This window comes from Mycolicibacter engbaekii (assembly GCF_002101585.1).
GTDB classification, from domain to species: domain Bacteria; phylum Actinomycetota; class Actinomycetes; order Mycobacteriales; family Mycobacteriaceae; genus Mycobacterium; species Mycobacterium engbaekii.
In genome coordinates, this window is record NZ_LQOT01000024.1 from 132,840 (window position 1) to 147,818 (window position 14,979).

A 14,979-nucleotide genomic window follows, 5' to 3' on the forward strand; every position below is an offset into this window, starting at 1 on the left:
ATAGGCTGCCGGGCCCTTGCGCGTGTCCGGCGCCGCGGCGGCGGGCGGCCACGATAGCCTCACGGGCGTGAACGTTCCCCGCCGTTGCTGCCGGCCAGGGTGTCCGCACTATGCGGTGGCGACGCTGACGTTCGTCTACTCGGACTCCACCGCCGTGGTCGGCCCACTGGCGACTGCCGCCGAGCCGCATTCCTGGGACCTGTGCTTCAGTCACGCAGGCCGGATCACGGCGCCGCGGGGCTGGGAACTGGTCCGCCACCCCGGCCCCTGGGTCTCGCCCGAAGAGGACGACCTGATCGCGCTTGCCGAGGCGGTGCGCGAGCGCGAGTCCGGGCGCTCTGCCCCCGCGAGCGGCTGGTACCCGCAGAGCAACCCGGGCGACTCCCCGACACGGGGAGCGTCCAACCCGGAGCCCGGGGGCGGCGTGCTGGCACCGCCGGGTCCGACCAGCAAGACCAACGGCCGTCGCCGCGGCCACCTGCGCGTGTTGCCAGACCCGTCGGACTGATCGAAGGTTCCGGGCTAGGCTTGAGTGTCAAGAGTCCACTTCGTCAGGAGCCCTGTCCATGTCTCGGCCCGCTGCGGCTGTCCACCGTGTGATCAAGGCGTACGACGTACGTGGCCTGGTCGGTTCGGAGATCGATGAAACCCTCGTCACCGAGGTCGGGTCCTCTTTTGCCCGGCTGATGGCCGAGGAAGGCGCCCGGCAGGTGGTGATAGGCCACGACATGCGGGACAGTTCGCCGGTGTTGTCGGCGGCCTTCGCCGAGGGCGTGCTGGCCCGCGGCCTGGACGTGGTCCGCATCGGCCTGGCCTCCACCGACCAGCTCTACTTCGCCTCGGGGGCGCTGGACTGTCCGGGGGCGATGTTCACCGCCAGTCATAACCCCGCTGCCTACAACGGCATCAAGCTGTGCCGGGCGGGCGCCAAGCCGGTGGGCGCCGACACCGGTCTGGGCCGGATCCGCGACGAGCTGATCGCCGGTGTCGACACAGCCGGCGACGGCACCGTGCCGCGCGGCACCGTCACCGAACGCGACGTGCTGGCCGACTACGCGGCATTCCTGCACTCCCTGGTCGACATCTCCGGTCTGCGTCCGCTCAAAGTGGCCGTCGACGCCGGCAACGGCATGGCCGGCCACACCGCGCCGGCGGTATTCGGATCGGTTGAGGCGATCACGCTGCTGCCGCTGTATTTCGAACTCGACGGCAACTTTCCCAACCACGAGGCCAATCCGCTGGACCCGGCCAACCTCACCGATCTGCAGGCGTTCGTGCGTGAGAGCGGCGCTGATATCGGCCTGGCGTTCGACGGCGACGCCGACCGGTGTTTCGTGGTCGACGAGCGCGGCGAGCCGGTGTCGCCGTCAGCGGTGACCGGTCTGGTGGCCGCCCGCGAGCTGGCCCGCGAGCCCGGCGCCACGGTGATCCACAACCTGATCACCTCGCGTGCCGTGCCGGAACTGGTGGCCGAGCGCGGCGGCACGCCGCTGCGCTCGCGGGTCGGGCACTCCTTCATCAAGGCGCTGATGGCCGAGACCGGCGCCATCTTCGGCGGGGAGCACTCGGCGCACTATTACTTCCGGGACTTCTGGGGAGCGGACTCGGGCATGCTGGCCGCGCTGCACGTGCTGGCCGCACTCGGCGAACAGCAACGACCGCTGTCGGAGCTGACGGCCGACTACCAGCGTTATGCGGCCTCGGGAGAGATCAACTTCACCCTGACGGACGGAGTCGAGGCGTCCGTTCTGGTGGACGCCGTGGTCTCCTCGTTCGGTGACCAGGTGGCTGTCGACCACCTCGACGGGGTGACCGTCGATCTGGGTGCGGGCCGCTGGTTCAACGTGCGCAGCTCCAACACCGAGCCGTTGTTGCGGCTCAACGTCGAGGCGCCGGATGCCGCCGCCGTGGACGCAGTGGCGGCCCAGGTCGCGGCGCAGATCGAGGCTGTTGCAGCCGCGGAGAAGTCGGGTCCGTGACTGCTTTTCCCGGCTCTTTCTCCACCGTCGACCTCGATGACACCGAGGCCCTGTTGGCCGCTGACCGCGACGGTGCGCTCTGGGCCGCGTCGATGGCCGGGGCCCAGGTGCGGGCCACCGCCGCCGCGGCCGACGAGGGCGTTCTGGACGGGCTGCGCGAGCAGAGTCGCAGTTATCCGCCCCGCACGATTATCTGGCTGTCCACCCGCGGCACCGCCGCAACCGCCGGCAGTCTGCTGGCCGCAGTGCGCGGCGACTCGGCCCGCGCACCGCTGGTTCTGGCCGCCGAGACCCCGGTCTGGATCGGGTCGCTGGATGTGCTGGTGGTCGCCGGCGACGACCCGGGCGACCCGGCGCTGGTCGCCGCTGCCGCGGCCGGGGTGCGACGCGGGGTGCAGGTGGTGGTGGTCGCGCCCTACGAGGGACCGTTGCGCGACGCCACCGCGGGGCGCGTCGCGGTGCTGGAGCCACGGATCGCGGTGCCGGCGGAGTTCGGCCTCCCGCGCTACCTGGCCGCCGGGCTGGCGATCCTCGACGCCCTGGAGGGCCAGGGCGCCGGTACCGGGATCGACCTGGCCGCCCTGGCCGACGAACTCGACGCCGAGGCGCTGCGCAACAGTGCCGCGCGCGAGCTGTTCACCAACCCGGCCAAGATTCTGGCGGACCGCATCGTCGGCCGGGATGTCGCGCTGGCCGGTGACTGCGCGGCAACCCTGGCGCTGGCCCGCCACGGCAGTGCCGCGATGCTGGGCATCGGCCGGAGCACGGTGGCCGCGGCCGGGCTGGCCGATGCCATGAACGCAGTGCGGGCCCGATCCGCCGCCGGCCACGGCGTCGCCGACATCTTTCACGACGAGCAGATCGACGGTCCGGCCGGCGACCGGCTGCGGGTGCTGGCCCTGACACTGGCCGCCGAGCGTACGGTGGTGGCTGCCCGGATCAACGGCATGCATGATGTCGATCTGGTGGCGGCCGAGGACGTACCGCCGGCGCCGGGCGCCGTGGAGGAGGCGGCGGTCGGGCCGGGGGCCCTGCCTCACGGCGGGCGGGCCGAACAAGAGCTTGCGGTGTTGGCCGTGCGGTTGGAGATGGCGGCCGCCTACGTGCGACTTTTGCGGGGTTGACGGGAACAGTGGAACAGCTACGCGGTGCGATACGGACCTACGCCTGGGGCTCGAGGACCGCTATCGCCGAGTTCACCGGTCGGCCGGTTCCGGCGGCGCATCCCGAGGCCGAGCTGTGGCTGGGAGCGCACCCGGGGGATCCGGCCTGCCTGGAGACCGACACCGGCGAGGTGTCGCTGCTCAGCGTCTTGACCCGCGACCCGGAGGGGCAGCTGGGCCCGGTGGCCCAAGCCCGCTTCGGTGACCGGCTGCCGTTCCTGGTCAAGGTGCTGGCCGCCGACGAGCCCCTGTCCCTGCAGGCGCACCCCAGTGCCATGCAGGCGATCGAGGGTTACGAACGCGAGGAACGGCTGGGGGTGCCGGTCTCCTCGCCCATTCGCAACTACCGCGATACCAGCCACAAGCCGGAGCTGCTGGTGGCGCTGCAGCCGTTCGAGGCGCTCGCGGGGTTCCGGCCGGTGGCGCGCACCATCGAGTTGCTGCGGGCGCTGGCGGTGTCGGACCTGGACCCGTTCATCGACCTGCTCGGCGGCCCGCCCGGCAGCGCCCTCGCCGATGCGCAGTCCGATGCCGACGGGCTGCGGGCACTGTTCACCACGTGGATCACCGCGCCCCAGCCAGACCTGGACGTCCTGGTGCCGGCGGTGCTCGAAGGGGCGATCCAGTACCTCAGTTCCGACGCCGGCGAATTCTCCGCCGAGGCCAAGACGGTGCTCGAGCTCGGCGAACGGTATCCCGGGGATGCCGGGGTGCTGGCCTCGCTGCTGCTCAACCGGGTCAGCCTGGCGCCGGGAGAAGCAATCTTCGTCTCGGCCGGCAATCTGCACACCTACCTTCACGGGGTGGGCCTGGAGGTGATGGCCAACTCCGACAACGTGTTGCGCGGCGGGCTGACCCCCAAGCACGTCGACGTTCCCGAATTGCTGCGGGTACTGGACTTCACCCCGACCACCGAGGAGGCGCTGCGGCCGGCCACCTACACCGATGGACTCGAGGTCGTCTACCAGACCCCCGCCGAGGAATTCGCGGTGTCTCGCCTGGCGCTCGACGGCCCGCACCTGGGCCACGAGGTGGATGCGCCGGCGCGCCATGAGGGCCCCCAGATCCTGCTGTGCACCGAAGGCTCCATCACGGTGCACGCCAAATCGAAGACGTTGACGCTGCGCCGGGGCGAGTCTGCCTGGGTGCCTTGCGATGACGGGCCGATCCGGCTGCTGGCCCAGCAGCCGGCGGCCCTGTTCCGGGCGACGATAGGCCTCTAGCGTGTCGTCGTCGGGCAGTACCAAGGCCATCGTCGCGGCCCTTGCCGCCAACGCCGGTATCGCGGTGGCGAAATTCACCGGGTACCTGATCACCGGTAGCGCCGCCATGCTCGCCGAGGCGGTGCACTCGGTGGCCGACACCTCCAATCAGGCGCTGCTGCTGTTGGGTCAGCGTGTCGCCACCAGGGCGCCGGATGCGCTGCACCCGTTCGGGCATGGCCGCAGCCGGTACTTCTGGTCGTTCGTGGTTGCGCTGGTGCTGTTCAGCCTGGGCTCGATGTTCGCGCTGTTCGAGGGCTACGAGAAGCTGCGCCACCCGGTCGAGTTGAGTTCGCCGATGGTGGCCATCGTGATCCTGGTGGTCGCGATCGGCATGGAGACCTACAGCTTTCGCACCGCTGTGGTCGAGTCGCGCCCGCTGAAGGGCCAGGGAAGTTGGTGGCGTTTCCTTCGCACCTCGCGCAATCCCGAGCTTCCGGTGGTGCTGTTGGAAGACACCGCCGCGCTGATCGGGCTGGTGCTCGCGCTGGCCGGCGTGGGACTGTCGGTGCTGACCGGAAACCCGGTGTGGGACAGCGTGGGCACCCTCGGGATCGGTGTGCTGCTCGGCGTGGTCGCCGTGTTCCTGATGGTCGAGATGCACAGTCTGCTGATCGGCGAGGGCGCCACCATCGCCGAGGACCGAGCCATTCGGGCGGCGCTGGAGAACACCGAGAACGTCACCCGTCTGATCCACATCCGCACCCAGTATCTGGGGCCGGAGGAGATGCTGGTGGGCGCCAAGATCGCGGTGGTTCCCCAACTCGACCTGGCGGGGGTGGCGGCCACCATCGACGCCGCCGAAGCCAACATCCGCGCGGCCGTCCCGGCGGCGCTGGTCATCTATCTCGAGCCCGATCTGGACCGAACCCCTGTGCCAGACTCGGTGCAGCAGAAAGGTTGATCGCTGTGTCCACACTGTCCTACCAGCAGCTCACCGCCGCCTGCCAGGCCGGCGGGGGGAGCACCCTGAGCGTGTCCACCGAGCTGGCACCGGCCGGGGGCAGTCACACCGCGATCCGCCCGGCTCGCGGGTCGGGGCGCTCGGCGTCGGCCGTTCAGACCCGGTTGATCGACGGGTCGCCGACGGCGACGGTGCTCATCGACGACAACCACAGCCAGGTGCAGCGCGTCGAGGCCGCGATCCTGCAGGGCATTCGCGACCAGCATCCGACATTGAGCCGGGTGCCGCGCACCCAGGTCAGCTACGAGGGCGGTCGGCTGGTATACACCGATCTCGAACTGCCGCAACGCATTTTCGACGGGCATTTTCTCGCCGGATCGATCGACGGCAAGCCTGCGATCACCCACCCCGCCTACCGGGCGGCCCGCGAGAGCACCCTCGACAATGCCCGTACCCTGCTGCGGTTGAGTCCCGGGAGCCTGGCCTTCGGCGCGATCGACTCCGCTCTGGGCACCGGGCAGAGCCGGTTCCGCGGGGTGCTGTCCGGCGAGATCATCGGAGTGCTCGTCGACGGGGCGCCGGCGGATTCCCGTGCCCTGGCCGACACCGGCGTGTGCTGCAGCCGGATCATCCGCACCCAGGTGCTCAGCTTCGCCGCACTGCGGCAACTGCGATTCGACTGCGGTCCGGCCGGGGACGAGGCGTGCCGTGTGCTGTTGGCCGCCTATGTGCTGGCCGGGCTGACACGCGCCAACGCCGAACTGAGCATCCGGGCCAACTGCGATCTGGTGGAGGCCGGCCCCACCACGCTGCGACTCGACGCGCGCGACGGAGAGTTCGTCGAGTTGGATGCGCTGTCGATCGCCGAGGCCGACGTGCTGCTCGAGCGGGCTCTGCGCGAGGCGTATCGGGAAGCCGACATCACCTGGCACGGCCAGGTGCTGAGCGTCACCGGGGACGCGGCCGCCTACGCCGCCGCCCAGAGCGGCGGAGCGCCGCAGGACGACGCCGCGGTGCACGCGCCGCGCAGGTTCCGGTTACCGCACTTCATCGAAGCTCGGCGCGCCGGCGCAGCCCGATAGGGCGCGCGAGCCGGGCCGGGGCGCGGTCGCTACTGCCCGGTGCTCAGCCGGGCAGCTCGATGGCCACGAAATTCACCGTCGCCGTGGCGGCAAGCTGGTCGTCGTTGCCCCGGTAGATATCGACCTGGACCACCACGGAACGCCGCCCCGTGCGCAGGATGGCCGCCACCGCGCGGGCGGGACCGATCGTGATCGGCCGCAGGTACCGGATGAACAGATCCGTCGTGGCAATTCCGTTGCCGAACTGCGTGCTGCGCGCGGCCAGCTGCCCGGCCGCCACATCGGCCATGGTCGCGATCAATCCGCCCTGCAGCCCGCCTGAGGTGTTGACCACGCGCTCGTCGACCGGCATCTGCAGAGTCAGGGTGCCGTCGGCCGACGGCACCTCGTGCAGACCGAGCTGATCGAACAACTCCCGGATCGATTGCGGTGCGGTCACGTCGGTTCGACCGCGGTGTCCCAGGCTTGCAGCAGGGTGCACAGGATCTCTTCGGCGCGGCCCAGTCCGGCCAGATGACTCTCCCCGGGGATCGGGTAGAGCCGCGCGTCGGGAAGCAGCGCCACTGCGTGTTTGCCGTGCGAGAACGGGACGATGTGGTCGGCGTCGCCGTGCCACCAGTGCACCGGCACGTGCACGTCGCTGAGGCGGAAGCCCCAGGGGCGGGCGAACAGGACGGCGTCGGCGATCGGGGCGGCGAGTTGCTTGCGGGAACCGTTGAGCAGGTCGTCGAGGAACATCGCCTTGAACTCCGGGCGGGACAGCATCTCGCGGTCGCCGTCGGGCGACAGCCGGGCGTAGAGCTCCAGCGCGGGAGAGGCGACCGGGCGGACCATGCGGATCAGGCTGGCGGCCAGCATGCTGATCGGCCGTCCGGCGCGGTCGAGTACCGGTTCGGCGAACCGGGCCAGCCGCATCAGGCCACTGTCGATGGCCTCCGGCCCCACCGCCGGGGCGACGCCGCCCAGAATGCCGGCGGCCACCACCCGGTTGGGCATGGCCGCCGCGCACGCCAGCGTGTAGGGGCCGCCGCCGGACAGGCCGATGACCGCCATCTTGTCGATCCCGAGGGTGTCGGCCACGGTCCGCAGATCGTCGGCGAACTCCGACACCGTCTCGTACTGGAAGGGGGTGGAGGAGCCGATGCCGGGCCGGTCCACTCCGATCAGGCGGATGTTGGCTTCGGTGGCATACAGCCGTGCCTCGACGGGAATCTGCCGCCGGGCGCCGGGCGTGCCGTGGAGCCAGAACATTGCCCGGCCCTGCGGTGCGCCGAATTCGGCGAACCCGAGCTGTCGGTCCTCGCCGACGGCGATTTTGCCCTCCATCTGAGGACGGGCGATCTCATAAGCCATCCTCGGAGTCTGACACGCGCGTGCCTGCCTATTCACCATCGGTCGCGGGCTCGGGGGCCGGTGTCGACATTTCGGTGGGCTGCGCACGGCCGCGCAAGGTCGCCGAGCCGTGGGGGGTCCAGCGCGCTCGTTCGGTGTCATCGGCGCGCTCCAGCGCGGTCGCCGAGCACAACACCCGGGCCGAGACGGCCTTGGCGCGGTCGGCCAGCCGGGCGGCCTCGTTGACGGCATCGCCGACCACGGTGTACTCGTAGCGGTTCTCGCTGCCGATGTTTCCGGCGAACACCGGCCCCGCCGAGACGCCGATCCCGAAGTCCACCAGTGGCAGCCGGCGAAGCCGGGCGATCAGGGTACGGGCGGTGGCGAGGGCGGCCCCGGCCGCGCCGTCGGAGGGGACGGGTGCGCCGAACACCGCCAGGGCCGCGTCGCCCTGAAACTTGTTGATCGAACCGCGCTGGGCGTCGACCTCGTCTACCACGATGCGGAAGAAGTCGTTGAGCACCTCGGCGACCTGGTCCGGGGGATGGGTGGCGGCCAGTTCGGTCGAGCCCACCAGATCGATGAACAGGATCGCCGCCTCCTGCACGCAACCGGACAGCGCGAGCTCTTGTTCCACCGCGAGCCGGGCGACATCGGAGCCGACGTGCCGGCCGAACAGGTCCTGGAGCCGGTCGCGTTCGGCGAGCCCGGCGACCATGCGATTGAAACCGGTCTGCAGCCGGCCGATCTCGGACTGCTCGTAGACACCGACCGAGGTGGTCATCTCGCCGCGTTCGACGCGGGCCATCGCATTCACGACCTCTCCGACCGGATCGGAGATCGAGCGCGACACCAGAATCATGGCGCGCACACCGAGCAGCACCGCCACGACGCACAGCACCAGCACGGGAATCTCCACCGAGGATTCCGGGTCGATGATCCAGCCCATCCGCCGGCAGACGATCAGCGCGATGATCGCCGCCGATGGCAGCGCGCAGGTGACGAACCACATGGTCACCAGTCGGGCCAGCACTCCGGGGGCGGTCGCACGCACGTGGGAGCCGTGCCAGGCGGCGGCCACGATCGGCCGCAGCGTTCGTTGGGTGAACAGCAGGCTGGTGCTCACCGACGCGGCGCCGCCGAACACGATGATGGTGGCGAGCAGAGCGAGCAGCCCCGCATTCTGCGAGCGGCTTGCCGCCAACCCGACGATTCCGCCGATCAGCCAGGTGCCCAGGACGATCGCTGACTGCCGGCGCAGGAGGTTGCCGGCGAAGCGCCGTTGTTCGCGATCCGGCTGGACCCCGGCGCTGTACCAACGCAGCGACGGCGCGATGCTGGCGCTTCCCAGAGCGATCACCGACAGGGTGCCCAGCGAGACCAGCGCCACCACCGTCACCGCATTCGGCCAGGACAGCAGGGTGGAGTCGGTCAGTGGGGTCTCTCCGTTGAGCGACACCACCACCGCGATCGCCTCGGCGCTGGTGAGCAGGTGGGCGAAGGCCAGCCCGGCCGCGTAGTCGCGGACCCGCACGGGGGTACGTGGCCGCGCGCCTGCGCCCGAACCTGCAGTCGTCATCGCGGTGGAGCCCATCCCTGAGTGCGTTGTGCTCTCAAGGTATACGGACGCCGCGGAACCAGTCGCGCCACCTCGGGTATACAAAACAAAGATAAATGTCTAGACAGAAGACTTATATGCCTGTAATGTCCAGCATCGACAGTGATTCAGCTCACAGGAGTGGGTGTGCGGGGGCGCCCAGTCCGCGGAGGTGTGGCGGGACAAGAGCGTTGGGAGTCGAAGATGTCCGCACGAAACGGTTGTGAACGCGCGTGGTTCGGCGGCGCCGCGCAGCGCGGTGGCGAGCAGGATGGCGCGATGAGCGGCAGCGTCGGGGTGATGCCAGCTAATCTCGCGGTCGTGAAACGAATCCCCTACGCCGAGGCATCCCGGGCGCTGCTGCGCGACTCGGTGCTCGACGCGATGCGGGACCTGCTGACCAGCCGGGACTGGTCGTCGATCACGCTGGCCGCGGTGGCGCAGGCGGCCGGGGTCAGCCGGCAGACCATCTACAACGAATTCGGTTCCCGCCAGGGCTTGGCGCAGGGCTACGCGATCAGGCTGGCCGATCGGCTCGTCGACGCCGTCGAAGACGCCATCTACCGCAATGTCGGCGATGTGCACGCGGCGCTGCTGGAGGCGTTCCGGACCTTCTTCACCGAGTCGGCCGTCGACCCGTTGGTGATCTCGCTGCTGACCGGCGTCGCCAAGCCCGATCTGCTGCAGATCATCACGACCGACAGCGGCCCGATCATCACCCGCTGCTCGCAGCGTCTCACGACATCGTTCATGCACAGCTGGGTCAAGGCCAGCGAGGAAGACGCCGGGATTCTGTCCCGGGCCGTGGTGCGGCTGGCCATCAGCTATGTCTCGATGCCCCCGGAAGCCGACCACGATGTGGCTGCTGACCTGGCCCGATTGTTCACCCCCGCGGTCGAGACTTACGGTGTTATCGACACCGAATGACCCGCCCGAGCGGTCTGCGACCTGCGCCGGTAGCTTATAGCGGAGCCATTTCACCGAATCCTTAACGGGGGCGTACTGATGAGTTTGACCGCGGACAGCCGCAACGGAATCGACTACAAGGTCGCCGACCTGTCGCTGGCCGAGTTTGGCCGCAAGGAGATCCGTCTGGCCGAGCACGAGATGCCGGGCCTGATGGCGCTGCGTCAGGAGTACCACGGGGTCAACCCGCTCAAGGGTGCCCGCGTCACCGGCTCGTTGCACATGACCATCCAGACCGCGGTGCTCATCGAGACCCTGGTCGACCTCGGTGCCGAGGTCCGCTGGGCCTCCTGCAACATCTTCTCCACCCAGGATCACGCCGCCGCCGCGGTCGTCGTCGGGCCGCACGGCACCGTCGATGAGCCCAAGGGCACCCCGGTCTTCGCCTGGAAGGGTGAGACGCTCGAGGAGTACTGGTGGTGCGCCGAGCAAGCCCTGACCTGGGAGGGCGAGCCGACCAACATGATCCTCGACGACGGCGGCGACGCCACCATGATGGTGCTGCGCGGCGCCCAGTACGAGAAGGCCGGCGTGGTCCCGCCCGCAGAGGAGGACGACTCCGCAGAGTGGAAGGTCTTCCTGAACCAGCTGCGGGAGCGCTACGAGACCGACAAGAACAAGTGGACCACGATCGCGGAGTCGATCAAGGGTGTCACCGAGGAGACCACCACCGGCGTGCTGCGCCTGTACCAGCTGGCTGCCGCGGGTGAGCTGGTGTTCCCGGCGATCAACGTCAACGACTCGGTCACCAAGAGCAAGTTCGACAACAAGTACGGCTGCCGGCACTCGCTGATCGACGGCATCAACCGGGGCACCGATGTGCTCATCGGCGGCAAGAAGGCGTTGGTCTGCGGCTACGGCGACGTCGGCAAGGGCAGCGCGGAGTCGCTGGCCGGCCAGGGCGCGCGGGTGACCGTCACCGAGATCGACCCGATCAACGCGCTGCAGGCCCTGATGGACGGGTTCGACGTCAAGACCGTCGAGCAGGCCATCGCCGAAGCCGACATCGTGGTCACCACCACCGGCAACAAGGACATCATCACCCTCGAGCACATGAAGGCGATGAAGGACCAGGCCATCCTGGGCAACATCGGCCACTTCGACAACGAGATCCAGATGGCCGCGCTGGAGAAGTCCGGTGCCCACAGGCTCAACATCAAGCCGCAGGTCGACCAGTGGACGTTCCCCGACACCGGTAAGTCAATCATCGTGCTGTCCGAGGGCCGGCTGCTGAACCTGGGCAACGCCACCGGGCACCCGTCGTTCGTGATGAGCAACAGCTTCTCCAACCAGGTGATCGCCCAGATCGAGCTGTGGACCAAGGGCGACGAGTACGACAACGAGGTCTACCGGCTGCCCAAGCACCTCGACGAGAAGGTGGCCCGCATCCACGTCGAAGCTCTGGGCGGAACTCTTACCAGGCTCACCAAGGAGCAGGCCGAGTACATCGGTGTCGACGTCGAAGGCCCGTACAAGCCGGACCACTACCGGTACTGACCGGCAGCGCCGGCGAGCGTGACGGCTCACGGGACCGCGAATGCGAAGCCAGGATCGGCGCCCGTGGGTTTGCTGATCGCGATTGAGGGCGTGGACGGCGCCGGTAAGAACACCTTGTCGCAGGGGCTGCGCGCCGCCTTCGAGGGCGCCGGCCGGTCGGTGGCCGCCTTGGCCTTCCCGCGCTACGGCGATTCGGTGACCGCGGATGTGGCCGCCGAGGCGCTGCGCGGCGCTCACGGCGACCTGGCCGACTCGGTCTATGCCATGGCGATGCTCTTCGCCCTGGACCGTGCCGGCGCCAAAGACCGGATCGCGGCCCTGCGCGCCGACAACGACGTGGTGATCCTCGACCGCTACGTCGCCTCCAGCGCCGCCTACAGTGCCGCGCGCCTGCATCAGGACGCCGCCGGTGAGGCGGTGGAGTGGGTGCGACAGCTGGAGTTCGGCCGGCTCGGGCTGCCCGCACCGGACTGGCAGGTGCTGCTCGACGTCCCCGCGGAGTTGGCCGCGCAGCGCGCCAGGCACCGCGAGGATCGCGACGCCGCACGCGCCCGGGACAGCTACGAGCGCGACGACGGTCTGCAGCGCCGCACCGGGGAGGTATACCGCGGCCTGGCCCGCGCCGGATTCGGCGGACGCTGGCAGGTTGTCGGCCCGACGGTCGATCCGGCCGCTCTGGCAGCCGCTGTGACTGCGGAAATGCGCGGGTAACTCTGCGAAACGCCCGTGTGATAGCCACGTTTTGTCTCAATCTGGTGACACCATGTACGCCATGAGGCAAAGGATCCTTGTCGTCGACGACGACGCGTCGCTGGCTGAGATGCTCACCATCGTGTTGCGTGGGGAGGGTTTCGACACCGCGGTCGTCGGTGATGGCACCCAGGCGCTCACTGCGGTGCACGAGCTTCGGCCCGACCTGGTGTTGTTGGACCTGATGCTGCCCGGAATGAACGGCATCGACGTCTGCCGGGTGTTGCGTAAGGACTCCGGTGTGCCGATCGTCATGCTCACCGCCAAGACCGACACCGTCGACGTGGTGCTCGGGCTGGAGTCCGGTGCGGACGACTACATCATGAAGCCCTTCAAGCCCAAGGAGCTGGTGGCCCGGGTGCGCGCCCGGCTGCGCCGCAACGACGACGAGCCGGCGGAGCTGCTGTCCATCGCCGACATCGACATCGACGTGCCGGCGCACAAGGTCAGCCGCGGCGGCGAACAGATCTCGCTGACCCCCCTGGAGTTCGACCTGCTGGTGGCGCTGGCACGCAAGCCGCGGCAGGTGTTTACTCGTGAGGTGCTTCTCGAACAGGTCTGGGGATACCGCCATCCGGCGGATACCCGGCTGGTGAACGTGCACGTCCAGCGCCTGCGGGCGAAGGTGGAGCAAGACCCGGAGAACCCGACTGTGGTGCTGACCGTCCGAGGAGTGGGTTACAAGGCCGGACCTCCGTGATCCCCGCCGGGGAGAAGCGCAGGTGATCCTCGCTTCTCCGACGGGGCGACACGCCGGTGATGCCGTGGGGGTACCTCCCGCCTGCGGGGGAGAGAAACGCACGTGATCTTCAGTTCCAGACGACGCCCCCGACGCTCGGGACCGCTGCTGCTCGGCGTGAACACCCTGCGCCGCGCGGTGCAGGCCGCCTGGCGTCGTTCCCTGCAGCTGCGGGTGGTGGTGCTCACACTCGGGCTGTCGGCCGTGGTGATCTTGGGCCTGGGCTTCGTGCTGACCAGCCAGATCACCGACCGGGTGCTCGACGTCAAGGTCCGCGCGGCCACCGAACAGATCGGACGGGCGCGGGTCACCGCCGGCGGGATCGTCGGTGGTGAGGAGGCCCGCTCGCTGAGCTCGAATCTGCAGCTGGCACGCAACACGCTGATGTCCAAGACCGACCCGGCCGCCGGCAGCGGAACCGCCGGCGCATTCGACGCGGTGCTGGTGGTGCCCGGCGAGGGCCCGCGCGCGGCGACCTCCGCGGGCCCGGTGGACCAGGTCCCGCCCGCGCTGCGCGAATTCGTCAAGGCCGGCCAGGTCAGTTACCAGTACGCCACCGTCCACGTCGAGGGCTTCTCCGGTCCGGCGCTGGTGATCGGGACCCCGACGACGTCGCGGATCACCAACCTGGAGCTGTACCTGATCTATCCGCTGGGCACCGAGCGCAACACGATCAGCATGGTGCGCGGCACGATCGCCACCGGCGGCCTGGTGCTGCTGGTGTTGCTGGCCGGTGTCGCCCTGCTGGTGTCGCGCCAGGTGGTGCTGCCGGTACGGTCCGCATCCCGAATCGCCGAGCGGTTCGCCGAGGGACATCTGTCCGAGCGGATGCCGGTGCGCGGCGAAGACGACATGGCCCGGCTGGCGGTGTCGTTCAACGACATGGCCGAGAGCCTGTCACGCGAGATCACCCAGCTCGAGGAGTTCGGCAACCTGCAGCGCCGGTTCACCTCCGACGTCAGTCACGAATTGCGCACCCCGCTGACCACGGTCCGGATGGCCGCCGACCTGATCCACGACCACAGCGAAGATCTCGAACCCTCGCTGCGGCGTTCGACCGAGTTGCTGGTCAGTGAGCTGGACCGATTCGAGTCCCTGCTCAACGACCTGCTCGAGATCTCCCGCCACGACGCCGGCGTGGCGGAACTGTCCGTGGAGTCCGTGGACCTGCGGTCGACGGTCAACAGCGCACTGGAGAACGTGGGGCACCTGGCCGCCGACGCCGACGTCCAGCTCAAGGTGGACATGCCCGCCGATCCGGTGATCGCCGAGGTCGACCCGCGCCGGGTCGAACGCATCCTGCGCAATCTGATCGCCAACGCCGTCGACCACGCCGAACGCAAGCCCGTGGTGATCCGGATGGCGGCCGATATCGATACGGTGGCGGTCACGGTGCGCGACCATGGCGTCGGGCTGCGGCCGGGTGAGGAGAAGCTGGTGTTCAGCCGATTCTGGCGCGCCGACCCATCTCGGGTACGGCGCTCCGGAGGGACCGGGCTGGGACTGGCGATCAGCGTGGAAGACGCCCGGCTGCACCAGGGCCGATTGGAGGCCTGGGGCGAACCGGGCAAGGGCGCCTGCTTCCGCCTCACCCTGCCGCTGGTACGCGGACACAAGGTGACCACCAGCCCGCTGCCGATGAAACCGGTCAGCCCCGCCGAGCGCCGTCAGCGCGCCCGCGAGCACGCGGAGAGGATCGGATGATGCG

The 14,979-nt window shown here is 69.4% G+C and carries 14 protein-coding genes; 11 read left to right on the plus strand and 3 right to left on the minus strand.

The features are described from left to right. Nucleotides 1-67: 67 nt before the first annotated feature. Genes AWC02_RS06780 through AWC02_RS06805 form a run of 6 tightly spaced genes read left to right on the plus strand, consistent with a single transcriptional unit; the run spans nt 68 to nt 6,390 of the window. The gene (locus AWC02_RS06780; RefSeq protein ID WP_207568010.1) at nt 68-508 is read left to right on the plus strand and encodes a DUF3499 domain-containing protein; all 441 of its coding nucleotides are present in this window, start codon (nt 68-70) and stop codon (nt 506-508) included. 58 nt (nt 509-566) lie between these two features. After that, nucleotides 567-1,979, plus strand: coding sequence for a phosphomannomutase/phosphoglucomutase (locus tag AWC02_RS06785; RefSeq protein ID WP_085128010.1), 1,413 nt, complete (start codon nt 567-569; stop codon nt 1,977-1,979). Next, nucleotides 1,976-3,103, plus strand: coding sequence for a TobH protein (locus AWC02_RS06790; RefSeq protein ID WP_085128011.1), 1,128 nt, complete (start codon nt 1,976-1,978; stop codon nt 3,101-3,103). Before AWC02_RS06785 ends, AWC02_RS06790 begins: the two co-directional genes overlap by 4 nt. 8 nt (nt 3,104-3,111) lie before the next feature. Continuing rightward, nucleotides 3,112-4,365 carry a mannose-6-phosphate isomerase, class I gene (manA, locus tag AWC02_RS06795; RefSeq protein ID WP_085128012.1) on the plus strand — a complete coding sequence of 418 codons (1,254 nt, stop codon included), beginning with the start codon at nt 3,112-3,114 and terminating at the stop codon, nt 4,363-4,365. Between the two features lies 1 nt (nt 4,366). Then, nucleotides 4,367-5,308: a cation diffusion facilitator family transporter gene (locus AWC02_RS06800; RefSeq protein WP_085128013.1), complete on the plus strand. Its 942-nt coding sequence runs from the start codon at nt 4,367-4,369 to the stop codon at nt 5,306-5,308. Nucleotides 5,309-5,313: 5 nt separating this feature from the next. Continuing rightward, nucleotides 5,314-6,390 (plus strand): type I-G CRISPR-associated protein Cas7, encoded by a 1,077-nt coding sequence (locus AWC02_RS06805; RefSeq protein WP_085128014.1) that lies wholly within the window; start codon nt 5,314-5,316, stop codon nt 6,388-6,390. 43 nt (nt 6,391-6,433) lie between these two features. On the opposite strand, the gene AWC02_RS06810 is transcribed toward AWC02_RS06805, so the two are convergent. Genes AWC02_RS06810 through AWC02_RS06820 form a run of 3 tightly spaced genes read right to left on the minus strand, consistent with a single transcriptional unit; the run spans nt 6,434 to nt 9,301 of the window. Next, nucleotides 6,434-6,829 (minus strand): PaaI family thioesterase, encoded by a 396-nt coding sequence (locus AWC02_RS06810; protein ID WP_085128015.1) that lies wholly within the window; start codon nt 6,827-6,829, stop codon nt 6,434-6,436. Then, a complete protein-coding gene (locus AWC02_RS06815) occupies nt 6,826-7,743 on the minus strand; it encodes an alpha/beta fold hydrolase (RefSeq protein ID WP_085128016.1) in 918 nt (305 codons plus the stop codon). The genes AWC02_RS06810 and AWC02_RS06815 overlap by 4 nt, the downstream gene beginning before the upstream one ends. Before the next feature lie 28 nt (nt 7,744-7,771). Further along, entirely contained in the window at nt 7,772-9,301 is a 1,530-nt protein-coding gene (locus AWC02_RS06820; RefSeq protein ID WP_085128086.1) for an adenylate/guanylate cyclase domain-containing protein, read from the minus strand. Between the two features lie 318 nt (nt 9,302-9,619). Between AWC02_RS06820 and alkX the strand changes: the two genes are divergently transcribed. The 5 genes from alkX (at nt 9,620) to mtrB (ending at nt 14,975) form a co-directional block, all read left to right on the plus strand. After that, a complete protein-coding gene (gene alkX / locus AWC02_RS06825; protein WP_109560905.1) occupies nt 9,620-10,246 on the plus strand; it encodes a TetR family transcriptional regulator AlkX in 627 nt (208 codons plus the stop codon). A 75-nt stretch (nt 10,247-10,321) separates the two neighbouring features. Next, nucleotides 10,322-11,782: an adenosylhomocysteinase gene (gene ahcY, locus AWC02_RS06830; protein ID WP_109560897.1), complete on the plus strand. Its 1,461-nt coding sequence runs from the start codon at nt 10,322-10,324 to the stop codon at nt 11,780-11,782. 69 nt (nt 11,783-11,851) lie between these two features. After that, a complete protein-coding gene (locus AWC02_RS06835; protein ID WP_085128088.1) occupies nt 11,852-12,493 on the plus strand; it encodes a dTMP kinase in 642 nt (213 codons plus the stop codon). Between the two features lie 52 nt (nt 12,494-12,545). Beyond that, nucleotides 12,546-13,232: a two-component system response regulator MtrA gene (mtrA, locus tag AWC02_RS06840; protein ID WP_085128018.1), complete on the plus strand. Its 687-nt coding sequence runs from the start codon at nt 12,546-12,548 to the stop codon at nt 13,230-13,232. A 102-nt stretch (nt 13,233-13,334) separates the two neighbouring features. Beyond that, nucleotides 13,335-14,975, plus strand: a complete 1,641-nt coding sequence (gene mtrB, locus AWC02_RS06845; protein WP_085128019.1) for an MtrAB system histidine kinase MtrB — start codon at nt 13,335-13,337, stop codon at nt 14,973-14,975. The last annotated feature ends 4 nt before the right edge of the window (nt 14,976-14,979 follow it).

Coding starts and splice junctions, on each gene's coding strand:
- alkX (WP_109560905.1), top strand. CDS start 9,620: ATGCCAGCTAATCTCGCGGTCGTGAAACGAATCCCCTACGCCGAGGCA.
- AWC02_RS06815 (WP_085128016.1), bottom strand. CDS start 7,743: ATGGCTTATGAGATCGCCCGTCCTCAGATGGAGGGCAAAATCGCCGTC.
- AWC02_RS06785 (WP_085128010.1), top strand. CDS start 567: ATGTCTCGGCCCGCTGCGGCTGTCCACCGTGTGATCAAGGCGTACGAC.
- mtrA (WP_085128018.1), top strand. CDS start 12,546: ATGTACGCCATGAGGCAAAGGATCCTTGTCGTCGACGACGACGCGTCG.
- AWC02_RS06820 (WP_085128086.1), bottom strand. CDS start 9,301: ATGACGACTGCAGGTTCGGGCGCAGGCGCGCGGCCACGTACCCCCGTG.